The sequence below is a fragment of the Maribacter sp. MS6 genome (assembly GCF_056839185.1).
The window spans coordinates 3,573,905-3,597,612 of the sequence record NZ_CM166389.1 but is presented as its reverse complement, the minus strand read 5'-3'; the positions used below and the strand labels follow the sequence as shown (position 1 = coordinate 3,597,612).

The 23,708-nt window shown below is 38.6% G+C and carries 20 protein-coding genes; 11 read left to right on the top strand and 9 right to left on the bottom strand.

What is annotated here, in order from left to right; genetic code table 11:
* Positions 1-35 precede the first annotated feature (35 nt).
* Positions 36-1,493, top strand: coding sequence for a sodium:solute symporter (locus MS6x_RS15750; RefSeq protein WP_482603406.1), 1,458 nt, complete (start codon positions 36-38; stop codon positions 1,491-1,493).
* 20 nt (positions 1,494-1,513) lie between these two features.
* Here MS6x_RS15750 and MS6x_RS15745 read toward each other — a convergent pair whose 3' ends face one another.
* The 3 genes from MS6x_RS15745 to MS6x_RS15735 form a co-directional block, all read right to left on the bottom strand.
* Positions 1,514-4,792, bottom strand: coding sequence for a WD40/YVTN/BNR-like repeat-containing protein (locus MS6x_RS15745; protein WP_482603405.1), 3,279 nt, complete (start codon positions 4,790-4,792; stop codon positions 1,514-1,516).
* Between the two features lie 105 nt (positions 4,793-4,897).
* Complete coding sequence (locus MS6x_RS15740; protein WP_482603404.1) at positions 4,898-5,257, bottom strand: CoA-binding protein; 360 nt, start codon at positions 5,255-5,257, stop codon at positions 4,898-4,900.
* Between the two features lie 391 nt (positions 5,258-5,648).
* Complete coding sequence (locus MS6x_RS15735) at positions 5,649-6,659, bottom strand: 3-oxoacyl-ACP synthase III family protein (protein WP_482603403.1); 1,011 nt, start codon at positions 6,657-6,659, stop codon at positions 5,649-5,651.
* A gap of 243 nt (positions 6,660-6,902) precedes the next feature.
* On the opposite strand from MS6x_RS15735, the gene MS6x_RS15730 reads away from it, so the two are divergent.
* Positions 6,903-9,359, top strand: a complete 2,457-nt coding sequence (locus MS6x_RS15730) for a S9 family peptidase (RefSeq protein WP_482603402.1) — start codon at positions 6,903-6,905, stop codon at positions 9,357-9,359.
* A gap of 26 nt (positions 9,360-9,385) precedes the next feature.
* Here the strand turns inward: MS6x_RS15730 and MS6x_RS15725 are convergent, their stop codons facing one another.
* Positions 9,386-10,696 carry an ABC1 kinase family protein gene (locus tag MS6x_RS15725; protein WP_482603401.1) on the bottom strand — a complete coding sequence of 437 codons (1,311 nt, stop codon included), beginning with the start codon at positions 10,694-10,696 and terminating at the stop codon, positions 9,386-9,388.
* Between the two features lie 19 nt (positions 10,697-10,715).
* Complete coding sequence (locus MS6x_RS15720) at positions 10,716-11,369, bottom strand: TetR family transcriptional regulator C-terminal domain-containing protein (protein WP_482603400.1); 654 nt, start codon at positions 11,367-11,369, stop codon at positions 10,716-10,718.
* A 342-nt stretch (positions 11,370-11,711) separates the two neighbouring features.
* On the opposite strand from MS6x_RS15720, the gene htpG reads away from it, so the two are divergent.
* Together htpG and MS6x_RS15710 are read left to right on the top strand one after the other, a co-directional pair.
* Positions 11,712-13,604 (top strand): molecular chaperone HtpG, encoded by a 1,893-nt coding sequence (htpG, locus tag MS6x_RS15715; protein WP_482603399.1) that lies wholly within the window; start codon positions 11,712-11,714, stop codon positions 13,602-13,604.
* 185 nt (positions 13,605-13,789) lie between these two features.
* Positions 13,790-15,178 (top strand): hypothetical protein, encoded by a 1,389-nt coding sequence (locus MS6x_RS15710; RefSeq protein ID WP_482603398.1) that lies wholly within the window; start codon positions 13,790-13,792, stop codon positions 15,176-15,178.
* On the opposite strand, the gene MS6x_RS15705 is transcribed toward MS6x_RS15710, so the two are convergent.
* Together MS6x_RS15705 and MS6x_RS15700 are read right to left on the bottom strand one after the other, a co-directional pair.
* Positions 15,117-15,539, bottom strand: a complete 423-nt coding sequence (locus MS6x_RS15705; RefSeq protein WP_482603397.1) for a hypothetical protein — start codon at positions 15,537-15,539, stop codon at positions 15,117-15,119. The genes MS6x_RS15710 and MS6x_RS15705 overlap by 62 nt on opposite strands.
* 50 nt (positions 15,540-15,589) lie before the next feature.
* Positions 15,590-16,192 carry an RNA polymerase sigma factor gene (locus MS6x_RS15700; RefSeq protein WP_482603396.1) on the bottom strand — a complete coding sequence of 201 codons (603 nt, stop codon included), beginning with the start codon at positions 16,190-16,192 and terminating at the stop codon, positions 15,590-15,592.
* 130 nt (positions 16,193-16,322) lie between these two features.
* Between MS6x_RS15700 and MS6x_RS15695 the strand changes: the two genes are divergently transcribed.
* The 3 genes from MS6x_RS15695 to MS6x_RS15685 all read left to right on the top strand — a co-directional run bounded on the left by MS6x_RS15695 (position 16,323) and on the right by MS6x_RS15685 (position 17,737).
* Positions 16,323-16,670 carry a DUF6249 domain-containing protein gene (locus MS6x_RS15695; protein ID WP_482607181.1) on the top strand — a complete coding sequence of 116 codons (348 nt, stop codon included), beginning with the start codon at positions 16,323-16,325 and terminating at the stop codon, positions 16,668-16,670.
* Positions 16,671-16,739: 69 nt separating this feature from the next.
* Positions 16,740-17,375: an MOSC domain-containing protein gene (locus MS6x_RS15690; protein ID WP_482603395.1), complete on the top strand. Its 636-nt coding sequence runs from the start codon at positions 16,740-16,742 to the stop codon at positions 17,373-17,375.
* Entirely contained in the window at positions 17,372-17,737 is a 366-nt protein-coding gene (locus MS6x_RS15685) for a DoxX family protein (RefSeq protein ID WP_482603394.1), read from the top strand. The genes MS6x_RS15690 and MS6x_RS15685 overlap by 4 nt, the downstream gene beginning before the upstream one ends.
* A gap of 54 nt (positions 17,738-17,791) precedes the next feature.
* On the opposite strand, the gene MS6x_RS15680 is transcribed toward MS6x_RS15685, so the two are convergent.
* Positions 17,792-18,376 (bottom strand): hypothetical protein, encoded by a 585-nt coding sequence (locus MS6x_RS15680; RefSeq protein WP_482603393.1) that lies wholly within the window; start codon positions 18,374-18,376, stop codon positions 17,792-17,794.
* A gap of 215 nt (positions 18,377-18,591) precedes the next feature.
* Between MS6x_RS15680 and MS6x_RS15675 the strand changes: the two genes are divergently transcribed.
* The 3 genes from MS6x_RS15675 to MS6x_RS15665 all read left to right on the top strand — a co-directional run bounded on the left by MS6x_RS15675 (position 18,592) and on the right by MS6x_RS15665 (position 20,531).
* Complete coding sequence (locus MS6x_RS15675) at positions 18,592-19,464, top strand: AraC family transcriptional regulator (protein WP_482603392.1); 873 nt, start codon at positions 18,592-18,594, stop codon at positions 19,462-19,464.
* Positions 19,464-20,066 carry an alpha-ketoglutarate-dependent dioxygenase AlkB family protein gene (locus tag MS6x_RS15670; protein WP_482603391.1) on the top strand — a complete coding sequence of 201 codons (603 nt, stop codon included), beginning with the start codon at positions 19,464-19,466 and terminating at the stop codon, positions 20,064-20,066. The genes MS6x_RS15675 and MS6x_RS15670 overlap by 1 nt, the downstream gene beginning before the upstream one ends.
* A 186-nt stretch (positions 20,067-20,252) precedes the next feature.
* Positions 20,253-20,531 (top strand): TIGR03643 family protein, encoded by a 279-nt coding sequence (locus tag MS6x_RS15665; RefSeq protein WP_482603390.1) that lies wholly within the window; start codon positions 20,253-20,255, stop codon positions 20,529-20,531.
* 19 nt (positions 20,532-20,550) lie between these two features.
* On the opposite strand, the gene MS6x_RS15660 is transcribed toward MS6x_RS15665, so the two are convergent.
* Entirely contained in the window at positions 20,551-21,327 is a 777-nt protein-coding gene (locus MS6x_RS15660) for a S1/P1 nuclease (protein WP_482603389.1), read from the bottom strand.
* Positions 21,328-21,416: 89 nt separating this feature from the next.
* Here MS6x_RS15660 and MS6x_RS15655 point away from each other — a divergent pair, with 89 nt between their 5' ends.
* Positions 21,417-23,687 carry a transglycosylase domain-containing protein gene (locus MS6x_RS15655; RefSeq protein WP_482603388.1) on the top strand — a complete coding sequence of 757 codons (2,271 nt, stop codon included), beginning with the start codon at positions 21,417-21,419 and terminating at the stop codon, positions 23,685-23,687.
* Positions 23,688-23,708 lie beyond the last annotated feature (21 nt).

Sequence of the window (23,708 nt, the reverse complement as noted above, 5' to 3'; positions counted from 1 at the left end):
TTTACTTTTTGTACTTTGCCCTAAAATAATTTCAAATGACCTCCCTGCATATTCTTTTGCTCATAGGTGGCTACTTTGCCCTCCTCTTACTTATCTCCTATTTTACCGGTAAAAATGATACTAACGAGGATTTTTTTAAAGCTGGAAAACAGTCGCCTTGGTATTTAGTGGCCTTTGGTATGGTGGGCGCTTCGCTCTCGGGTGTCACCTTTATTTCCGTTCCGGGATGGGTAGACAGCTCTCAGTTCAGTTACCTGCAAGTGGTGTTTGGTTATTTTGTAGGTTATTTGATTACTGCCTACGTACTCCTCCCTATTTACTACAAACAAAACGTTACTTCGATTTATCAATTTTTGGATGACCGTTTTGGATTTGTAAGCTATAAGGTTGGCGCTATTTCATTTTTTGTTTCGCGCGTATTAGGTGCTGCTTTCCGATTGTTTTTGGTCGCTATTGTGCTACAACAATTTGTATTTGATGCATGGAACGTACCCTATGAAATTACGGTAGTATTATCCATTTTACTGATTTGGATATATACCTTCAAAGGTGGAATCAAAACAATTGTTTGGACCGATACCCTTCAAACCCTATTTATGCTGGTTTCGGTTGGATTATCAATTTATTTTATCCTTAACAAGTTAGAATGGACATTTGCCGACTTCCTTGCATCTCAAGAACTATCCAGCTTTAGTAAAACCATTTTTACAGATGATTTGTTCACCAAAAATCATTTACTGAAATCCTTTTTGGGAGGGATGTTCGTTACCATTTGCATGACAGGCTTAGATCAGGATATGATGCAAAAGAACCTCACCTGTAGAAATTTGAAAGATGCCCAAAAGAACATGGTATCCTTTAGCGTGGTGCTAGTGGTTGTCACCTTTGTCTTTATGCTTTTAGGTGCGCTATTGTTCATTTATGCCGACAAATATCAGATAGGAATACCACTTATGGACGGGCAGCCAAAAACCGATCTACTATTTCCAGAAATAGCCCTCAATAGCGGACTGGGTATGACCGTTGCCATTACCTTTATGCTCGGCCTTATTGCCGCAGCGTATAGTAGTGCGGATAGCGCATTAACATCATTGACCACTTCTTTTTGTATCGATTTTTTGGGAACGGAGAAGAAATCGGAAAAAGAAGCGAAAACCATTCGGCAACGCACCCATATTGGAATGAGTGTCTTATTGATACTAGTGGTTATTTCCTTTAAATACATTTTAGACCGCAACGTCATAGACGGACTCCTCACCGTAGCTTCCTATACCTACGGACCTTTATTAGGGCTTTTCTCCTTTGGAATATTTACCAAACATCAAGTAAAGGATAACTATGTGTGGCTAGTTGCACTGGCCTCTTTAACTGTTATCGTTATCCTAGGAAAACTACCGGTAGAAGCTTTAGGTGGCTACGAATTCGGCTACGAGCTCCTTCCCCTCAATGGTTTATTGACTTTTATTGGGCTTTGGTTAATTAGAAAAAAATAAGCATCACACTAAACCGACTATTAATCCATCTCCCTCCCCGGCGTATACGGTGCACCCGCGGCTTGTAACTTGGCCTCGTACTGCATCAGCTCCTTAAAATAGGCTTTGCTATCGGTTTTAAAGGTATTGAAATCGGTTTCGGCGATGCGCATATTCTCCTTTTGCGTTTCCGTTGGTAGCTGCCGTGTTTCCCAATGTCCGTAGGCTACCGAGCCTGCACGAGACATGATTGACGGTGCAGTGGCCTCATTGAACTTGTTTTTGATGGGATGTCCGTATAGTCGCTCCCGGAGTTCCGCTAGTTTGGTTTCCAAGGTTTTTAATCCCGAAAATAATACTGCATTTGCCTTTGGCGTTTCCAATAATGCCGCCTTCATATACCGGATTCGATTGCCCACTTCCCCTATCTTGGAACTGGCGCCGTACATGTCTTTCAACAAGGCATTGGTTTTTTCCTGAAATTTAGCAACTACTTCAAAATCGATATCAGACGGCGTATTTGGTGTAGGTTTTAACTTAAATTGCTGAGGGGCTCCTACCTGTTGCAACTTTCCATTTTGCAGCATATACAAACTTACGCTATAGGTTCCCGGCGCGGCCAAAGGTCCTTCCGCATCTCCTGCCCAAGGCGGCACAAAGTCAGGAGTACTCAAATCTATCGGGTCCGGCGGGGACAGTTTTAAATCCCAATTGGTGCGGTGTAATCCCTCTTTTGCCTCTCCTTTGATCCAACGAATAGGGGTGTTGTTTTTATCACTGATCAGCAATAAGGTCTGTGGCTTTTCATCCGCAGATTCTTCCTGTAGACGTTCCCAACCCGGAAACGGAATACTGGCATTAGCTTCCCGTGCTTTCTTTTCGGCAGTTTTTCGAGTTTCCTTTACCGTTTTTGGAACATCGGCTACATAGTAGGTAAAAACAGCTCCAAAAGGAGGATTCTCTGTCGCGAAACTGGTACTCCCCTGCCCTGGCATTCCCTTGGCCTGCATAGGTACGTTAGGCACGTACCACCATGCATCGCGCACCGGGAAGAGGCTTGCAACATTGTTCTGTACCGCCTTTGCTATATGCCGTAACGGCGTATAATCATCCAAAATATAAAAACCACGACCAAAAGTAGCCCCGACCAAATCATTGTCCCTTGGGTGTAGTTCCAAATCACGAAACGCTATGGTAGGCGTTCCCGCTCCCAATTTTATCCAGTTTACCCCTTTATTGAAGGAAAAATAAATGCCGTACTCCGTTCCTATAAACAATAGATTTTCGTCTACGGGGTCTTGCTTTAGCACCCATACGATGGTACCTGGTGGCAAATCACCCGCAATGGACCTCCATGAACGACCACGGTCCTGACTTACAAAAACGTAAGGCGTATAATTGCCAAACTTGTGGGCATCTGCAACCGCAAAGAACTCATTTGCATCATGACTGGATGCCTCTACATCGTTAATAAAAGATCTTGTAGGTACTTTGGGAAGTGCAGCGGTTTTTCGCCAGTTCTGTCCGCCGTCTTCACTCACATGCACCAGACCATCATCGGAGGCAGTATACAGCAATCCTTCTACCAAAGGAGATTCGGATATTCCGGTCAAGGTGGCATATTTGGACATGGCTCCCGTATCGTACAAAGCATCTATACTCCATACCCTGTCTATAGTCTCTAGTTCATACCTGTTCGTATTAGTGGTTAGATCGTTACTTATTGCTGTCCATGAATTTCCACGGTCATCGCTCCGCCAAAGTCGTTGTGAACCAAAGTAAAGTCGCTTATGATTGTGTGGACTTATTATCAAAGGACTGTCCCAATTCCAACGTTCCGGGGCATCGCCTGGTGCCGGTTGTGGTTGAATATTCAAAACTTCCTCCGTACGTCTATCCAGCCGATGTAACAGTCCTTGCTGAATTTCCATATACACTGTATTAGAGTCCTCTGGATCAAAAGCAGATTCATAGCCATCGGCTCCTAAAGGGACGTACCAATCTTGATTGCGAACGCCTTCAGTGTTCGTGCTCCGTGACGGACCTAACAAGGTACCTAAATCCTGAGCGCCACCTACGATATTGTAAAAAGGCTCGGTATTGTCCACCCCTACCTTGTAGAACTGCGAAATAGGCAAATTGGGAAAATGGCGCCATGTTGTTCCTTCATCGAAGGATTCATAGAGTCCGCCATCAGTTCCGGAAATTAAGTGCTTGCCATTATTGGGGTCTATCCATAAGGCATGGTTATCACTATGTTTTTCACGACCCGTGCCCAGATAGTTGAAGGTTTTACCACCATCTCTAGAGACTTGGTAGAAAACATCCATTTGATAAATAAGGTCAGGATCGGTATTGGAAACTTCGATTTCTTGATAGTAATGTGGGCCGGTACCTCCTGAAATATAACTGTTCCGTTTTTCCCAGCTTTCACCCCTATCCATCGACCTATAAAATCCTTTCTCATCGTCATTGGCCTCAATAGTGGCATAAACTACCTTTGGATTTGCAGGCGTAACGGCTAGGCCAATTTTACCCACATCTCCCTTTGGCAAACCTGTGGTTACTTGTTTCCAACTAACCCCATTGTCGACCGATTTATAAATTCCAGATTGCGGTCCACCCGCCAATAGCGACCACGTTTGCCGGCGTCTTTGATACGCAGCGGCATAGAGCACATCTGGATTGGATGGGTCAAATTCCACATCGGTAACCCCGGTATTTTCATCAATTTGAAGTGCTAGATTCCAGGTTTTTCCACCATCTATACTTCTGTAAAGCCCTCGCTCCCCACCCGAAGACCATAAAGGTCCTTCCGCTGCAACAAAAATAACATCGCTATTCCTAGGGTCGATTAAAATCTTACCAATATGTTCCGATTCTTTCAGTCCCATGGATTCCCAGGTGGTACCACCGTCGCTACTTTTATATACACCATCTCCCCATGCCACATGGCGACCACTTACATTCTCTCCAGTACCCACCCAAACAGTTTCCGGATTACTGGGATCTATGGAAACCGTACCGATCGAGTATGAAGCCTGATCATCGAATATTGGTTTAAAGGTAATGCCACTATTGGTAGTTTTCCATACCCCTCCCGAACCTACGGCAACATACCAGGTACTAAAATCGCTTTTATCAATGGCAATGTCTGCAATACGGCCTCCCATAAAAGCAGGACCAATACCACGCAGTTCCATACCATTTACGGCTTTTTTAACCTTATCGATAGTTGTCGTTTGTGCAAGGCCATCGGTTGAACCAGTAAAACAAAATAACACAAAGCTACACAGGGCGAAAATCTCTTTTTTGAACATTAAAAAATTTATTTAGGTTGGTCAATCAGTACAGTAAATATTTTGTTCCCACCAAGTTAATAAATGTAATGATAGCTTTACGGATAGATAAGGTAATTTTTAAACCTAAAATTGCCCAGTTCCCAGCAATACCAGGGTACAGGCAACCTCTACGGCTATTCCATTCTTACTCAGTAGCTCATAAAACTCCGGATTCTCCGTTCCAGGGTTAAAGAGCACACGAACAGGTTTTAACAATATGATATCATCGTAATAAGCAACTTGCCTTGTTGGATTCAAATAGAGTGTTACCGTATGGATATCCTGAAAAACGGCTAAACTGGTTTTAATCTCTACTCCGCTAACAGTACCATTTCTTAGACCAAATGCCTGGGTAGGAATTTCTTTTCCCACTAGGCGATGGATAACGATATTGCTGTAACGATTTGGTTTTAAGGAAGCTCCAAAAACTAATGTGTTTTTCATAATGTTACCAGGTTGTTAAACTTTGATTTAGACTGTAACTATTTAATAAAAAATTCGTCTCTTAGTAGCCGCTTAGTAAATAAACCGCCCAAACAGCAACATTAAAAATATTTACGAAAGTTGATAACGCTATATATTTATAGTTAATGGTTAGTGTTTAGTATAGCCTATCAGCGTAGAAACCCAAGCAATTGCTTGGGTTTCGTTTTTAGTATGACTCACTAAACTTTCGTTAATCATACGTTAAAACGAAGCTTTAGCGTAACAAAACGTTTTAAAATAAGTCTATTCCAATAAGATTGATATTGTTTTTTGCACTAGAATTGGTTGGTTTTTTAGTGCAGCTTATATCGATTTAGAAAACCCGTGGTGCAAACCATGGGTTTTTAAATTACCATTTTATTATGACACTACCCCATGTAAATCCACTACCAAAAGCAGCTAAAACCACCAGATCGCCCGAATTTACTTTTCCTGATTCCCAAGCCTCTGTTAAGGCTATAGGAATGGAGGCTGCGGTGGTATTTCCATACTTCATGATATTGTTAAAAACTTGATCATCCGTCAAACCAAATTTCTTTTGTATAAATTGTGATATTCTAAGATTAGCTTGGTGAGGTACCAAAAGGTCTATATCTGTGGGACTTAGCTTGTTTTTATTTAAGCCTTCCATAATTACCTCGCTAAAGCGAACTACGGCATTCTTAAATACAAATTGTCCGTTCATGTAAGGATAGTAAGATTCATCGTTCGGATCGGCGTCTTCTATGATGTCCGTTACCCATCTTTTGCCCATTCCAGGAGCAATCAAAGAGAGTTCCTCGGCATGTTGTCCTTCTGAATGCAAGTGCGTGGATAAAATACCTTTTGAGGTATCCTCTTCCCTACTTAAAACGGCCGCTCCCGCACCGTCTCCAAAAATAACGGAAACTCCCCTACCCCTTGTCGTCATATCCAAACCATGGGAATGAAGCTCGGAACCAATTACCAAGACATTTTTGTACATCCCGCTTTTTATGTACTGGTCCGCAACAGGAATACCATAAACAAAACCAGAACATTGGTTTCGAACGTCTAGGGCACCTACCGTTTTAATTCCCAAATCGCGTTGTACCAAAACCCCTGGACCAGGGAAGTAATAATCCGGACTTAAGGTAGCGAAAACGATAAAATCTATATCATCTTTATCTATACCTGCACGCTCTATGGCTATTTTCGCAGCCTTTACGCCCATTGTGGTCGTAGTGTCCCCATCTCCCTTTACAACGTGTCTTCTTTCCTTTATACCGGTACGTTCTTGAATCCACGCATCGTTGGTATCCATTTTTTTAGATAAATCGTCATTGCTAACGACATTATCCGGCACATAATATCCAAGACCGGTTATTTTTGAATTATACATCTTTACCTTATTTTTTCAATTTCTGGTCTGCGTATGTTACACTAACGGGTCATACACAATCTGGTGTAAATATAGGACATTATGCGCTATTGATATACCCACTTAATTAAGATTGCTACGTAGATTCGAGTATATTCAATTTACATGAAAAAGTTTAGGAACAAATCTATTTTCAATTTTGGTTTTTTACGAATTTATATTTCTGTATCTTTTGAACTCAATTAAAGTATTTAATCGTATATCATGAAAAAATCGCTTCTATTTTTTATCCTTGTTTTCAGCTGCCTTTTAAGTATTTCACAAGATAATCTGCAATACCAACAACCAACCAAGGATATATTGGATATGGTGGAAGCTCCTTTAGCACCGTCTGTACTTATAGATGATTCGGGTAATTACATGGTTTTATTATATCGAGATTATTATAAAACTATAGAAGAGCTATCAGAGAAAGAATTGCGTTTGGCAGGTTTGAGAATTAATCCAAAAACGAATATTGGTAGCAGGACCAACTATTACAACAATATAAAGATTAAATCGCCAAACGATAAAATAGCCATCGAAGTTAGTGGTCTCCCGGACAACCCTAGACTATCCAATTTTAGCTGGTCTCCCGATCAAAGCAAAATTGCGGTAACCAACACTACTAAAAATGGAGTTGAAGTCTGGGTGTTGGATCTACAAAAAGCTAAGGTAACAAGACTTACAGAGGCAACGGTAAATGCCAATATGCGAGACGTAATCAATTGGTACAAGGATGGGGAAAACCTTCTCGTTAAAATGTTGCCTTCAAATAGAAAAGAGCTGATAAATGTATCCGAAGCGGTCCCTATGGGTCCTACCATCTCTTCCAATGACGGAAAAAAAGCCCAGAACAGAACGTATCAAGATTTATTAAAAAATCCTAATGACGAGTTCAATTTTGAACAGTTAGCGCTTTCGGAGCTTTACAAAGTAAATTTAGACGGGACTAAAAGCAAATGGAAAAATGCCGATATGTATACGTCGATTAGTTTTTCTCCAGATGGGGAATATGCTATGGTGGTAACGATAGGCAGACCTTTTTCCTATCTTGTACCCTATCGTAGATTTCCTTCTATAACCAATATCTATTCTAAGGAGGGCAATTTGGTTTCCGAGCTTTTAGAGGTGCCATTAATAGAGGATTTACCTAAAGGATTTATGGCAGTACGCATGGGAATGCGCAATATCAGCTGGCGTAATGACAAGCCTTCCACCATAATATATGCGCAGGCGCTGGATGGTGGCGATCCGGAAAACGAAGTAGAATACCGCGATGAAATTTTTGAACTGGAAGCACCTTTTAACAAAAGCGGTAAATCGTTATTGAAGCTCAAAAATAGATATGCCGGTATTCAATGGGGCAATGAAAATACGGCTATTGCTTACGATCGATGGTGGAATACCAGAAATACAAAAACGTACCTGTTTGACCCCTCCGATAATACCAAGGAAGCTAAAATTATCTCTGAAAGAAATTATCAAGACGTATATAGCGACCCAGGCAATTTGGTTACTAAAAGAAATGAATTTGGACAATCGGTAATTGTCCTGGACAAAAATCAAAATTCGTATTTACTTGGAGATGGCTACACAGAAGATGGTCAATTTCCATTTGTGGATAAATTCAACCTAAATACCTTGGAAAAAACAAGAATGTACACCTCTAAGCTAGCTGCGAAAAAGGAAAGCCTTATTGAATATGATGCAGAAAAAGATAAACTGTTAGTGCGTATTGAATCTCCCAGTGAGTATCCTAACTATTACTATAAAAGTTTAACAAAACGTAAGGCGCCGCAACAACTAACTGCCTTTGAGAATCCTTTTAAGAGTATACAAGACGTGCATAAGGAGGTAATCACCTATACCCGTGAAGATGGTTTAGAACTAACCGGTACCTTGTATTTGCCTGTAGGATATGACAAAACTAAAAAAGAGAAAAAACCGATGATATTATGGGCGTATCCTAGAGAATACAAGGATAAGAACAGTGCATCCCAAAACACACAAAATCCAAATGAATTCACCTATCCGTTTTGGGGTTCTCCTATTTATTGGGTAACCCAAGGATATGTTGTTTTGGATGATGCCGCTTTTCCCATTATAGGAGAAAAAGATGAACAACCCAATGATAGCTTTAGAACCCAGTTAGTTTCCAATGCAAAAGCGGCCATAGAAGCTGTTGATAAACTAGGCTATATAGATACAAAAAAAGTTGCTGTAGGCGGACACAGTTATGGTGCTTTTATGGTAGCGAATTTATTATCGCACTCCAATCTTTTTGCAGCAGGTATTGCGCGCAGCGGCGCGTACAATAGAACGTTGACACCTTTTGGTTTTCAAAGCGAGGAACGAAATTACTGGGAAGCACCTGATGTTTACAATACCATGTCACCATTTATGCATGCGGATAAAATGAAAACGCCCTTGTTACTGGTACACGGTGAAGCCGATAATAATTCTGGGACTTACCCCATGCAAAGTGAGCGGTATTTTAATGCGCTAAAAGGTTTGGGAGCAACCGTACGCCTTGTAATGTTACCCAAAGAAAGTCACGGATATAGAGCCAAAGAGAGCGTACTGCATCTGTTGTGGGAGCAAGACCAGTGGTTATCGAAATATGTGAAACAAGAGGAAGAACCAATACTTCCAGATGTAGAAATCATGAAGAATGATTAACGAAGAGAGAAATAAGCGATTAGCAATTAATTAAGATGTTTTCGAAAATTATTAATATCAACATTGGCCTTTAGGTCGTGAAGCAGATTATACAGTCCAAAAAAGGTCCTATTCATATATAAAAAGTGCTTAGAACCTCGATTGCCGTTCATTTTCCGTATTTCTTTATCAGAAGAAAAGCGTTCTCCTAAATCTGCGATTTTGGCCCAAAACTCAGCATCCCCAAAATCAAAGGTATCATGATGAAAAGGTGATGTAAATAGACTTAGCATTTCATAAAACAGCCCTTTAAAGAATTTAATTTCTGAAGTACTATCCGCAGGTATCAAGATTTCAAGGTCGTACAAGGTTTTAGTAAATACTTTGTCGTTTGAAATATTTTCCGGTTTTGCTAACTCAAAATAAGGCGTGTAAAAGGAGTCTGGAACTTCCTTTATGCAACCAAAATCAATCGCGATAAGCTCTTCTTTGTCATTGATCAAAAAATTGCCCGGATGCGGGTCTGCATGCACCTTTCGCAAGCCATGGATTTGGTACATGTAAAAATCCCATAGGGTTTGGCCCAACTTGTTTCCCAGCTCCCTAGAAAATGATGTTTTTGTAAATTCTCCCAAATGCAATCCTGTCATCCAGTCCATCGTAATGATCTTTTCACTGGATAATTCTGGATAATATTGTGGAAATTTTAAGTTCTCAACCCTACTACAAGCTTTTGTAATTTCCTGACTTTGGGCTATTTCCAATAAATAATTGGTTTCTTCGACCAATTTATCCTCTACTTCTCTAAAGTATTTGTCAGAGTCTTTACCTTTAATGTTAAACATTCTAAGAGCAATCGGTTTTACCAAAGCCAAATCACTACTGATGCTTTGTGCTACCCCTGGATACTGAATTTTTACCGCTAATGCCTTGCCGTCTTTAGAAGCCCTATGAACCTGACCGATACTGGCAGCGTTGATAGAATCCTTCGCGAATGTATCATACACTTCCTCCGGATATTTTCCCAAATACTTTTTAAATGTCTTCCGAACCAAAGGCGCCGACAGCGGTGGAACTGAAAACTGTGATAAAGAAAACTTTTCTACATAAGCATTAGGAAGTAGATTTTTTTCCATGCTCAACATCTGGGCAACTTTTAAAGCACTTCCCTTTAAACTTTTTAACCCATCGTAGATATCGGAAGCATTGTCTTCGTTCAACTCATCTTTGGTCGTCTCGGAATTCACTAGTTTTTTACCGTAATATTTGGCATAATTTCCACCAATTTTTACTCCTGTCTTTACCAGCTTACTCGCTCTTTCAATCTTGCCTGTAGGTATTCTGTCTAGTGTTTTCAAAAGATTTGGACTTTAAGGGTTAAGCGAACGATTCTTTATATAGGAACTTTCCAAAATCCAAAATATTCTCCAACGGTGTATTGTCAAATACATCAAAAATAGTATTTACAGATTTTTCTATGGCCATATCGGTCTTTTCAAAACGAGCAGAATCATCTTTGGTCCAAAAACGAAGAATAAACATGAACTGCAACCAAGCCCCTTCCGAAAAGAGTTGAGGATTATGCTTTGTTATCTTTAAGTTCTTATCGGCATTACCATCTTCAATAAGGTCTTTTGCAAAATGCTTTATGCTTTTCCTTAGACCCTTTAATTGCCCCATATTCTTCATGAGGTTCTTTTCCTGCTCCAACACAAATAGCACATAACTTCGATTCAAGGTTAACACTTCAAAAAATGTAAAAAAGAAAGTTAACATCTTGTCCTTATTGCTAAAGCCGTCAAAATCCTTATTCTTTTCCATTACCTGCATCGTGTTCGCAAAAAATTGTTCCCAAATGCCGTTTTGCAAAGAATCTAGGGAGCCGTAAAAAAGATAAAAATCCTCTTCTTTTATCCCGGCAACTTTACAAAACTTGTAAATAGATTTTGGCATCTTTTCATGCTCCAACACATAATTCATGTATTTAGCAATAATTGTATCTACCGTAATTTTTTTTGCTTTTGTGGCCATAGGTCTTTATGCTTTTATATGAAATTATAACTCCTCTTTGATTTCTAAAAAAGTTTAGGTTTTATTTAGCAAAAACGTGCTTCCCGGGGGCGGAAAGCACGTCTTAAACAACCTAACCAATAAATAATCAAAACGTGATTATAATTGTAGAAACTTTTTCATAGCAATTTCTCGTTCTAATCACATGTCAAAGATACATAATGTTTAATGTTTATTCCAAATAATTAAACATAAAAAATGTTAAACTTTTATTTTAGCAATATGTCAGTTTGTCACTATGGTCCCTTATGGTATTTTTTTTGACATGAGTTAGGTGAACAATTAAAAACAAATTATACTAAAATGGCTACAGGTAAAATAAATGTTTCGGTAGACAACATATTTCCGCTAATTAAGAAATTCTTGTACAGCGATCATGAGATTTTTCTAAGAGAACTAATTTCCAATGGTACGGATGCCACATTAAAACTAAAGCACCTTACATCGATTGGTGAGGCTAAAGTGGAATATGGCAATCCCATGATTGAGGTAAAAATAGATAAGGAAGGAAAAAAACTTCACATCATAGACCAAGGATTGGGAATGACAGAAGAGGAAGTTAAAAAATATATTAACGAAGTTGCATTCTCCGGTGCCGAAGAATTTTTGAATAAATACGAAGATGGGGCAAAAGATTCTGGAATCATAGGACATTTTGGCCTTGGTTTCTATTCTGCCTTTATGGTAGCGGAGAAAGTAGAGATTATCACAAAGAGTTACAAAGACGAACCAGCTGTCCATTGGTCCTGTGATGGCTCACCTAAGTTTACGCTTAAAAAAGCTAAAAAAGAAACTAGGGGAACAGAAATCGTTTTGCATATAGCAGAGGATTCCTTGGAGTTTTTGGAGGATAATAGAATTAGTGAATTGTTACGTAAGTACAATAAATTTATGCCTATCCCAATAAAATTTGGAACAAAAACGGAGACGCTTCCAAAACCTGAGGATGCAAAAGAAGAAGATCCGGCACCAACACAAGAGGTAGATAATATCATAAACAATCCAAATCCGGCTTGGACAAAACAACCAGCAGATTTAGAGGATGCCGATTATAAGAGCTTCTACAGGGAAATGTACCCTATGCAGTTCGAAGAGCCGTTGTTTCACATTCACCTGAATGTTGATTATCCGTTTAACCTAACGGGAATACTATATTTTCCAAAATTAACGAATGATTTAAGTGCGCAAAAAGACCGTATTCAACTGTATCAGAACCAGGTATTCGTTACCGATAATGTAGAAGGTATTGTACCGGAATTTTTAACGATGCTGCGCGGTGTTATTGATTCGCCGGATATTCCATTGAACGTATCACGTTCCTATTTACAGGCCGATGGTGCTGTAAAGAAAATATCTTCCTACATCACTAGAAAGGTTGCGGACAAGCTGAATTCCCTATTTAAAAACAGCAGGGAGGATTTTGAGGCCAAATGGAACGATATTAAAATCGTTATCGAATATGGTATGCTTTCAGAGGATAAATTCTTTGAAAAAGCTGATAAATTTGCATTATACCCAACCGTGGACGGTGCTTTCTTCACTTTTGAAGAATTACAGGAAAAAATAAAAGCGAACCAAACGGATAAGGACGACAAGCTAGTGGTGCTATATGCTTCTGACAAAGAGGCGCAACACAGCTATATCGAAACTGCAAAAGCTAAGGGGTACGAAGTGCTATTGATGGATTCCCCTATTATTGGCCATTTGATGCAAAAATTAGAAACCAGCAAAGAAAAGATTTCCTTTGCCCGTGTTGATGCAGACCATATTGATAAGTTAATTCAAAAAGAGGACACACAGATTTCCAAACTATCGGACGAGGAAAAGGAAACCTTAAAAGCCGAATTGGAAAAAGTATTTGGCGAAAAAAGTAGCTACACGGTACAACTGGAAGCAATGGATAGTGATGCCCTTCCCTTTACCATTACAGAACCGGAGTTTATGCGCCGTATGAAAGAAATGCAGCAGACCGGTGGTGGTGGCGGTATGTTCGGAATGGGAAATATGCCAGAGATGTACAATATTGTGGTAAATACGAATCACGAATTGGTTGGCGAAATATTGAACACCAAAACGGCCAAAAAGAAAGAACGTCTTATTAACCAGTCCTTGGATTTGGCAAAATTATCCAAAGGCTTGTTGAAAGGGGCCGCGATGACAGCGTTTATTAAACGTAGTTATGAGATGGTGAAGTAGTCCGTAGAGGATAGATTTTGAAGGGTAGCCTTAAAATGAAGCTCACTCCTACGACGGTTAGCCTTGGCGCGAGAATTAAAAAAAAGCCGCTTTGATTAAATCAAAGTGGCTTTTTTAATACCTACTCTTTCGCTTTAAATCAACTTTTTCGCTTATTTTTCTACTCTAAACCACCCCACCAACCCATGCAAAACGAAAAAAGTGACGCCAAGTACAGGGAAATTCTTGATGAACTCCAAGTACAAAGTTGGCAATTGGAACTTGTAATTTCTGGTTTTGCCATTTTTGGGTTGTTCAGTGCGTTAGAACCCCTGCAGGATTTAGCAATGATAAAACGTTATGAAGGAAGTAGCTTGCAGTCGCTTTTTATCAGCACCATTTACATAACCTGTGTACTGGCCATTTTTAATCTAATTCTACACGTCTTGTTAAGGGGACTATGGATCGGTGCAGTAGGCATACGTTCTGTTTCAGGGGATATTGATTTTGACCAACTAAATATTGCCAAAATATTCAAAACGCATCTTAAAAAGAGGATTGGTTCTTTTGACAAGTATATCATAAATCTAGAAAATTATTCCAGTATTCTTTTTGGGGTTACTTTCTTAATTGCCTTTATTACCATAGCCGTATCCCTCAATTTTTTAATATTCATATTTTTTACGATTTTTTTATATGAGAACGATTTTTTGCCATTTGAGGTAAAAGCTGTTTTAGGCACTATCCTATTTCCCGCCTTTTTTATAGGACATCTGATTACTATTATTGATTTTGTAATTCCTGGCATCGTTAAACGTTCATCAGACGTCGCAAAGGTCTACATGCCGGTGTATAAAGTCTTTAGCATACTAACGCTTTCCTTTATTTACCGTCCTATTTTATATAATCTACTTGATAATAAATTCGGGAAAAAAATTATTTATAGCCTTATTCCTATTTACGGTATTTTACTCTTCTTTTTTTCCTTGGAAATGAATCCTAGTAACTTTTTTAGTACTGAAGAATCGTCCTCCATAGAAATTGGAAATCGTCGAAATTACAAGGATATGTTGGTAAAGAATAAGGATTTTTTGCGCAGCACCTCAATACAATCAAAAACCATAATAGATCCTTTTTTACAGATTACCATTCCGTTCCGTAAATACTTAGAGGATGATATTGTGGTTTATGATTCTTTGTTAAAACCGGAATCCGATGTAAGGGGTTATAAGTCAGGTATAGATTTTATAAATTTTGGTCCGGATACAGACACCACGAAGATAAAAACAGGGACGTATTTAAAAACTATAAACGAAATGTTTCATTTTCAGATTGATAGCACCACAATCGCAAGTGACTTAATCCTTGTTACCGACGAACAAAATCGTTTGAATCTGGAAATGTATTTAGATCTATTGGGCTACAAAAGAGGCAAGCACCTTCTTACTATAAAACACAAAGAATTTAAGACCGATAGTTTGGCAACGAAAGAGTGGGTAACGATACCATTTTGGTATTATTATGAAAATGCTGTTATAGAAGCACCTGCCGTTTTGCAAAAAGCCGTTTTAGATACCATACCTGAACTCCCATAAAAACTAACAATCCTACCAATGCATAAACCGTGCTATCGGAAATAGCGACACCGTCAGGAAAAACGTCCATCAAGTTTATAGTACCAACCGTATTTAGCCTTAGTACCGAAAACCAATCCGTAAGGACATCTTTTTTTTCAACTCCGATAAGCGTAAATAGAGATATGACCAAGGCCAAAATACAAACCCAAACCGTATTGGAAATCAAGGGCGCATAACGAATATCAGTGGCATGAGCTTGTTGTAGTGCTACCTTTGCCATAACCGACTCCACAAAATCCTTGGGAGCAACTTCTAACTCAAAAGATTTGCTTGTCTTATCAATAAATTCATTCAATTCTTTTTTATCCTTCTTTTTCATCTTTATAAAATAAACCGATCGTCTACTATTTTTCTGGGTAGTCGTTTCCATTAGTCCACCGGACTACCGTTACAAGGTTCATAAGCCTGAATCGTTTCTGGCTTTAACTTTTTCCTTAAAATTTGAGCTAAACGTTTTCTTGCCCTAAACAATTTCACCTTGGCAGCATTACTCTTTAATCCCAAAATTTTAGCAATCTCTTTTAAAGGAAGCTCCTCGAAATAAAAAAGCATGATAACAATACTATCGTCTGCATTTAGTTGGTTCACAGCTTTTTTAATAGTTTCCTTTTGTTCTTTTTCTTCTAATAAATCCCAAGTATTATCAATAGATCGGATGTCCGTAGGAATATTCCCATCAATCGTATTCTCCTCCAGTACTCGCTTTCTTTTTTTAAGTTGATCAAGCCCTTTATAATACGCTATTTTATATAACCAAGTAGAGAACTTAGAATCTCCTTTAAAACTAGGCAAAGCTTGGTAAGCTTTTAAAAACGTATCCTGTGCAATCTCTTGTGCATCCTCGGGTTTACCTACCAGTTTCAATACCAAGGTGTAAACCATGTGCTGATACCTTTGGACAAGCTTAGCGTATGCGTTGGTGTCACCCGCTAGTACAAGGGTAATAAAGGGTTGGTCTTTGTCTTTGCTCATTAGTGATTATAAGACGCACTTTAGTTGCATAAGGTTACATAAATTTAGGATTAAAGTGTAACCTCCATGATAATACTCTCGTCTTATGGGTAATTACAGTTTTATTTATCAATTAAAAAACAATCAAGGTATGGAAGCAGGTTTTGTATTTATCAGTTTATTTTTAGTCGTTTTCGGAATTTTTTATCTTTTTTTCTCTACCCGTAATAGAGAGCGTTTGGCATTAATCGAAAAGGGAGCGGACGCTAGTATTTTTATGCGACCTAAAACTGGCAGAGCAGCTCCGTTTTGGAAAATACTTATTTTGAACCTCGCATTATTACTCATGGGAATTGGTGCCGGCATTATGACCGGCGGTATTTTAAACAGTAGTTTAAATGTGGAAGGTGAAATTGCTATTCCCGGCTCTATTTTCCTTTTGGCGGGAACCGGATTATTAATTGGGTTCTTTTTGACGAAAAAACTGGATACCGAATAATCGTTAGAATTAAAAAAGTATCAATCCAAACCACCTCTAAAATTGAGGTGGTTTTTCTATCTTCACCATATGAAGGTAATAGCAACAAACATTGGCACACCAAGAACCTTTACTTGGAACGGAGCAGAAGAACAAACAGGTATTTTTAAATACCCTACTACAGAAGGGCTTTTTCTCACCAAAAACGATGTAAAAGGAGATACGGTCATAGATCGAGTACATCATGGTGGAACAAACAAGGCCTGTTATTTGTTTTCGGCAGACTACTATCCCTATTGGAAAGAACAGCACCCAGACCATGAGTGGGATTGGGGTATGTTCGGCGAAAACCTTACCGTTTCTGGAATGGATGAATCACAAATAAAAGTTGGGAATATCTATAAAATAGGCGATGCCAAAGTACAGATCACCCAACCAAGGGAGCCTTGTTATAAACTGGGAATCCGTTTTGGAACACAAGAAATAATTAGACAGTTTATAGCACATAACCATCCGGGCACTTATGTAAAGATTCTGGAAGAAGGTTCTGTATTGGCTGGCGATGTTATAGAGTTACTAGAAGAATCCAAAAACACACTTACCATACAGCAATTCTATGAATTGATGTTTCAAAAGGAAAAACCCAAGGATTTGCTGGAACTTTTTATGAGCAATGACTCGGTTCCCCAATACAAAAAAGACCGATTCCTAAAATATATCAAATGAGTCTATACTATCCTTGGCACTTATACCTGATGGCAGGTATGTATATTCTTGCAGGTATCTTCCACTTTGTTAAGCCAAAAATATATATGCGAATTATGCCCCAATATCTTCCAAATCATAGGGCAATGGTATATTTAAGTGGAGTTGCGGAGATTGCCTTGGGTATTGGATTATGCTTTGCTTTAACCAAAACACTGGCCATTTACGGTATTATAGTAATGCTTGTTGTTTTTCTTCTGGTACATTTTTACATGTTGAGCAACGAAAAAGCTGGTGCAGGTGTTCCTACTTGGGTGCTGGTATTTCGCTTACCGTTGCAATTTGCACTCATGTACTGGGCATTTAGTTACTTAAGTCTTTAACGAAAAAAAGGGGACGCTCCCGTCCCCTTTCACCTGAAATCTAATTAACTTAATCTAATCAACTATAAAATTTTCAGTGTAACTCGTTTTGGCATTGGAAACGATGATACTATAGTTACCAGCATACGCTCCTTCAAAATTAAATGCTTTTGTAACGATCATCTCGTCGTTAACGGTTTCAGAAAATACTACTCTATTTTCCTCATCATACACCTTAATACTTACCTTAGACTTATCCAAGTTTAAGTAATTTACAAAGAGTCTTTCTTTTGTTTTACGAAAATTTGGTGCAACGGTTTCATCCTTTCCTATGATTTTTACGGTGTTACCTTCAATGCTTACTGTGTATTGGACTATTTTAGTTGCATCCGTTGCAGTAATGTAGTAACGTCCGTTTTCCAAACGCTGTAAATTAAACTTCTTTGTTACCGTTCCATTCTCTATTTTTTCTGCGTATAATATATTATCATCGGTATCCATGAAACGAACTGTCAAATCTACCGATGCCCTATCAAACGTCAACACCAAACTTTTGGTATCGTTAGCCGCTTTTAAGTTTATTTCTGAATCTTTGGCCGTTCCCATGGCTACATTTAATAATAAGGCTACTACTGTTGTTGCTTTCAAAATTGTTTTCATACTAATTTGTTTTTTTAGATTGATACTTTTTACACTGCAAATGTAGTAGCGAATAAGAACACACACTACAGCATAGTTTTCCATTTTATGTTCTATTTTAACCAAAGAATGAACCAAAATATATCATTAAGGTAATATTGCATATATTTTGGTTAATTTTGTAAATAATGCCTTTATAAAGGTTGTTTAATTTTATCCTAGATTTAGTAAAGCCTATGATGACTCAAAAACCGAAGTTCGAAGCAATTGCACCTACTTTTGGAAATTCCTTTACCTATCAAAAATTTGATGAATCCAAATTGAACAAAAATTACGAATGGCACTACCACCCAGAAATTGAATTGGTATATGTTAACGGTGGTTCTGGAAAGCGGCAAATAGGAAGTCACGTATCCTATTACACCAACGGAGAACTCATCCTTATAGGAAGCAACCTACCTCATTGCGGACTAACGGACCGGCTGACCGGAAACACGAGCGAAACAGTGATACAAATGAAGCTTGATTTTTTAGGGAACGATTTTTTTAATATTCCCGAAATGAAAAAGATTCAGGCATTATTTGAAATAGCGAACGGCGGAATCACATTTTCTGGAAAGACAAAAAAGAAAATAGGAGAGAAAATTGAAGTGCTGGAATATCAGACCGATTTTCAACGTTTGCTATCTATCCTTAACATCCTAAACGAACTAGCCACATCTAAAGAAATACAACTTTTAAATGCTGAAGGCTTCTCGTTGGCTACGGATATAAAGGACAATGATCGCATCAATGTAGTATTTAACCATGTTAAAAATAGTTTTAAAGAAGAAATTACCTTAGACGAAATGGCGAATATGGTGAGCATGACCATTCCCAGCTTTTGTCGTTATTTTAAAAAAATAACTAATAAGACGTTTGTGCAGTTTGTGAATGAGTACCGGTTAGTACATGCTTCAAAGCTTTTAGCTGAAAAGCCACTTAGCATTACCGAAGTATGCTTTGAATGTGGTTTTAATAACTTCTCCCATTTTAATAAATCGTTCAAAGCCTTTACGGGACAAAACCCTTCAGAATATCGAAATCAACTCAAAGCCATAATATCCTAATGCAACAATTGTTCAACAGAGAACCTCAACGGTTAGATTTACCCAATAGTGACATTTCCTATTATCCCGATTTTATGGATACAGCAGTTGCCAATGACTATTTTAGAGTATTAAAAAACAAGACACCTTGGCAACAGGACGACATTAAAGTTTTTGGCAAAGTGTACGCACAACCCAGACTTACAGCATTATATGCCAATAACGAAAAACCCTACTCCTACTCCAATATTACCATGAAACCCCATGAATTCTCAATAGAACTTAAAACCTTAAAGGAAAAGATTGAAACCATTGCCCAATGCAACTTTACCACCTGTCTATTGAATTTATACCGGGACGGAAAGGACAGCAATGGCTGGCATGCGGACAATGAAAAAGAATTAGGCCAAAACCCGGTAATCGCTTCCATAAGCTTAGGCGCTCCTCGTTATTTTCATCTGAAACACAATAGCATGTCAGATGCAAAATACAAACTACTACTGGAACACGGCAGTCTCCTTTTAATGCAGGGAGAAACCCAACATTTTTGGAAACATCAAATTCCAAAAACTGCGAAACCAATTGGAGAACGCATCAACCTAACGTTTCGAGTGATTAGGTAGTTCAAGTGTTATGCTTAACGTTTTAAGTAAATACGATGAATATTTAATATTTTACCGAACAACTTGTGCCTACCGCTAAAACCTAACGACTAGGTGGTAATCCATCTTTTTTTTAAACATGATGCATAAAGCAGCAAGCAAGCAACATTTTAGATTATAAAACCAAGGTTGTATCTTTACCGCGCTATGGAAAAAGAATTTACAGACCGCGAACTAGATCGTATTATAGAAATGGCCTGGGAAGACCGCACTACATTCGATGCAATCAGCTTTCAATTTGGCATATCCGAACAGGAGACCATAGAAATAATGCGCCGCGAAATGAAACCCAGTAGTTTTCGCATGTGGCGCAAAAGGGTTCAGGGTAGAGCTACCAAACATGCTAAACTGCGCATGGATGGCGTTGATCGCTTCAAGTGCTCTCGCCAAAAACAGATTACTGGAAACAAAATCTCTAAACGGTAATTTAAATGATTAACAGGTCCTATTTGAACATATCGTTTAGTACAGCGGCCAAACGAATGCCTCCTTTCTGTAATTGCTGCTCTACTGTAGACCACCAATCATAGCTATATCTATATCCTATTTTTTCACCTACCTCGGCAGAGTTATAAACTTGTTTGACCAATTCCTGAGACTCCTCTACCCAAGTATAGACGTCGCCCTGTCCAATGTTTTTTACTTGTTCCTTGGAAAGCTTGGGCAAATTTGAAGCCAGTTCGGTATAGCCCATACCGTAATCATCTATCATATTACTGTCCCATACCCTATGCAGATTACTACCACGGCCAAACCATTGTACCTGTATATCATTGCCTCCTTTATCTTCCTTTCTACCCACATGCAAAGGCTGATGCAAGTCACCAACAAGGTGTACCAGAAATTTTAAGTAAAACTGTTTATCTTCCAAGGAACTGTTTTTATCCGTAACCACGGCTATACACTTGTTTATCCCTGCTACAATATCGCCTTCTATGCTGGGTTCAACATCGGTATATTTTTTATCCAAAGGAAAATTAACGTAATGCCAAGGGCTAAACTCCCTATAGTTTCTGTCGGCCTTTATTTCATCACCAAATGTAGAAACGTCTGCAAGGCTTTGACCGTTTAGTAATTTAGCTATGGCTTTTTTTGCCTTTCTGGTCAAATATTGTTCCGCAACCTTTCCTGTAACCCTATGACCCGTTTTGGACCATTCCATGTCGTTGGCAAATGTAATTTGTACAGCTAAAAAGAGTAGCAGTATGTATTTCGTTTTCATTCTTATAATTTTGCGCAAAAATAGAACATCCGATTTTAAGGTATTGTTAAATATATGGGCGGAAAAGAATATAATCAGAACTTGCAGCAATGAAAAGGAAAAAGTCGATTCAAAAAAAAGGAAGGTCTAACTATTTAAAAGTTATTCTAAAGCTTGTCCTAGGCTTTGGTATGGTACTTCTGATTTTTGTAATGAGCATATATCTTGGCGCCTGGGGGCCAATTCCCAAAGAAAAAGAACTAGCTAATCTCAAATATCAGGTAGCTTCCGAAGTCTTTTCGGCAGACAGTGTACTTATAGGCAAGTACTATTTGAACGACCGCCAGCCGATTTCCTTTGAACAATTTCCCGATCATTTACTACAGGCATTGATAGCAATTGAAGACCAACGGTTTTACGAGCATTCCGGTGTAGATTTCCCAAGCTTACTAAGGGTCGGCGTTAAAACCATACTCATGGGAGATACTTCTTCCGGTGGTGGCAGTACACTTACACAACAGCTAGCCAAAAATCTATATCCGAGAAAAGATAGAAAGTCTGCCCATTTGGTTATAGATAAAGTAAAGGAGATGATCATAGCTAAAAGACTGGAGTCTGTTTATTCAAAAGAGGAAATTCTCACACATTACCTAAATACCGTATCCTTTGGTGATAATACCTTTGGTATTGAAAGTGCCGCTTTAAAATTCTTTAATGTACGTTCGCAAGACCTTTCCGTTGTGCAGGCCGCTAGCTTGGTAGGTATGTTAAAAGCTACCTACAGCTATAACCCAAGACTATTCCCCGAAAAGAACACGACAAGACGTAACTTGGTGCTTACGGCAATGAACGATAATGGTTTTCTAGAAAAGGAACAAACAGATAATACCATATCCACAACCCTTGAATTAGATTATAGGGATTACGACTACAATTCTGGCATAGCACCGTATTTTAGGGAAGAGGTACGTAAACAACTCTTACGTTGGATAGAAGAAGAAAATAGTACCGGAAACAATCTTAATCTATATACCTCAGGTTTAAAAATATATACGACTCTTAATTATAAAATGCAGCAGATAGCTGAGGAGGCAATGGTAAAACACATGGGTACACTACAAGAAGCATTTGAACAGAGTTATGGGAACAATGCACCTTGGCTTAAGAACAAAAAACTAATACGTAACGCACTAAGGAAAACCGATGGCTATCGAAGGCTAAAGAAATCCGGACTTAACGAAACAGAAATTATTGAAAAGCTCAAAAGTGATAAAAAACAAATGACATTAACGACGTGGAAAGGCGATATAACTAGAAAGGCGAGCACCTTTGACAGCCTGCAACATTATATCAAATTTTTAAATATGGGTTCTTTATCCTTAGACCCTACAACCGGTGAAGTCTACACATGGATCGGAGGAATCAATTTTGAACGCTTTAAATACGACCATATATCTCAAAGTAAACGCCAAGTAGGTTCAACTTTTAAACCTATAGTATATACCGCAGCTTTAGAAAATGGTATTGCCCCATGCACGTATTTTTCGGCACAAGAAGTAGCCTACGATAACTTAGAGGGTTGGTCTCCCAGCAATTCGGGCACAAAAGAGGAAGCATACTTAAACTACACGATGGAGGAAGGCCTAAGCAAGTCGGTAAACACCATAGCGGTTAAGGTGATGGAAGAGACGGGTATTGGTAATGTCTTAAACCAAGCCAAAAAAATGGGTATCCAAGAAAAACTTCCAAGCTTACCTTCGTTGGCCTTAGGAACGGGGGCAATTAAAATGACAGAATTGGCTACGGCCTACACCAGTTATTCGAATAAAGGAAAATCAATTAAACCCATCATTATTAAGACCGTAACAGATCAGGAAGATAATGTCCTTGCTAAATTTGAAACTAAACTTAGTGAGAAACCTGCGTTCACAGAGGAAAATGGTCAGGTAATGATAGAAATGATGAAAGCGACCATCAATTCCGGAACAGCATCCAGAATTAGATCCACTTACGGCCTAACAAATGATATCGCTGGAAAAACGGGAACAACCCAAAACAACAAAGATGCTTGGTTTGTTGCCTTAACACCAAAGCTTTTGCATATTACCTGGGTAGGCTTGGACAACCATGAAATTGGCTTTAAAAATACGAGCCTAGGACAAGGAGCAAATGCCGCTTTACCGCTTTTCGCATTATTTTATCAAAAATTAAATTCAGATGCCGAATTCAAGAGAATTACCAACGCTAAGTTTCCTAAACCGTCATCATCCGTGCTAACGGCTCTGGATTGTGATCCAGTTAAAAGAGATGGTTTTTTTAAACGCCTTTTTAAAAACCCGAACAAAACAAAGCGTAAAAAATTTCAGAATAAAAACAATTAATTAAAATTAATTGATATATTT

What these genes read in the sequence shown, in the direction of transcription:
- MS6x_RS15700 (WP_482603396.1), bottom strand. Translation starts at nt 16,192, where the DNA reads ATGAGCAAAGACAAAGACCAACCCTTTATTACCCTTGTACTAGCGGGT.
- MS6x_RS15720 (WP_482603400.1), bottom strand. Translation starts at nt 11,369, where the DNA reads ATGGCCACAAAAGCAAAAAAAATTACGGTAGATACAATTATTGCTAAA.
- MS6x_RS15710 (WP_482603398.1), top strand. Translation starts at nt 13,790, where the DNA reads ATGCAAAACGAAAAAAGTGACGCCAAGTACAGGGAAATTCTTGATGAA.
- MS6x_RS15655 (WP_482603388.1), top strand. Translation starts at nt 21,417, where the DNA reads ATGAAAAGGAAAAAGTCGATTCAAAAAAAAGGAAGGTCTAACTATTTA.
- MS6x_RS15690 (WP_482603395.1), top strand. Translation starts at nt 16,740, where the DNA reads ATGAAGGTAATAGCAACAAACATTGGCACACCAAGAACCTTTACTTGG.
- MS6x_RS15660 (WP_482603389.1), bottom strand. Translation starts at nt 21,327, where the DNA reads ATGAAAACGAAATACATACTGCTACTCTTTTTAGCTGTACAAATTACA.
- MS6x_RS15750 (WP_482603406.1), top strand. Translation starts at nt 36, where the DNA reads ATGACCTCCCTGCATATTCTTTTGCTCATAGGTGGCTACTTTGCCCTC.
- MS6x_RS15680 (WP_482603393.1), bottom strand. Translation starts at nt 18,376, where the DNA reads ATGAAAACAATTTTGAAAGCAACAACAGTAGTAGCCTTATTATTAAAT.
- MS6x_RS15730 (WP_482603402.1), top strand. Translation starts at nt 6,903, where the DNA reads ATGAAAAAATCGCTTCTATTTTTTATCCTTGTTTTCAGCTGCCTTTTA.
- MS6x_RS15735 (WP_482603403.1), bottom strand. Translation starts at nt 6,659, where the DNA reads ATGTATAATTCAAAAATAACCGGTCTTGGATATTATGTGCCGGATAAT.
- MS6x_RS15670 (WP_482603391.1), top strand. Translation starts at nt 19,464, where the DNA reads ATGCAACAATTGTTCAACAGAGAACCTCAACGGTTAGATTTACCCAAT.
- MS6x_RS15745 (WP_482603405.1), bottom strand. Translation starts at nt 4,792, where the DNA reads ATGTTCAAAAAAGAGATTTTCGCCCTGTGTAGCTTTGTGTTATTTTGT.
- MS6x_RS15685 (WP_482603394.1), top strand. Translation starts at nt 17,372, where the DNA reads ATGAGTCTATACTATCCTTGGCACTTATACCTGATGGCAGGTATGTAT.
- MS6x_RS15705 (WP_482603397.1), bottom strand. Translation starts at nt 15,539, where the DNA reads ATGAAAAAGAAGGATAAAAAAGAATTGAATGAATTTATTGATAAGACA.
- htpG (WP_482603399.1), top strand. Translation starts at nt 11,712, where the DNA reads ATGGCTACAGGTAAAATAAATGTTTCGGTAGACAACATATTTCCGCTA.
- MS6x_RS15675 (WP_482603392.1), top strand. Translation starts at nt 18,592, where the DNA reads ATGATGACTCAAAAACCGAAGTTCGAAGCAATTGCACCTACTTTTGGA.
- MS6x_RS15695 (WP_482607181.1), top strand. Translation starts at nt 16,323, where the DNA reads ATGGAAGCAGGTTTTGTATTTATCAGTTTATTTTTAGTCGTTTTCGGA.
- MS6x_RS15740 (WP_482603404.1), bottom strand. Translation starts at nt 5,257, where the DNA reads ATGAAAAACACATTAGTTTTTGGAGCTTCCTTAAAACCAAATCGTTAC.
- MS6x_RS15665 (WP_482603390.1), top strand. Translation starts at nt 20,253, where the DNA reads ATGGAAAAAGAATTTACAGACCGCGAACTAGATCGTATTATAGAAATG.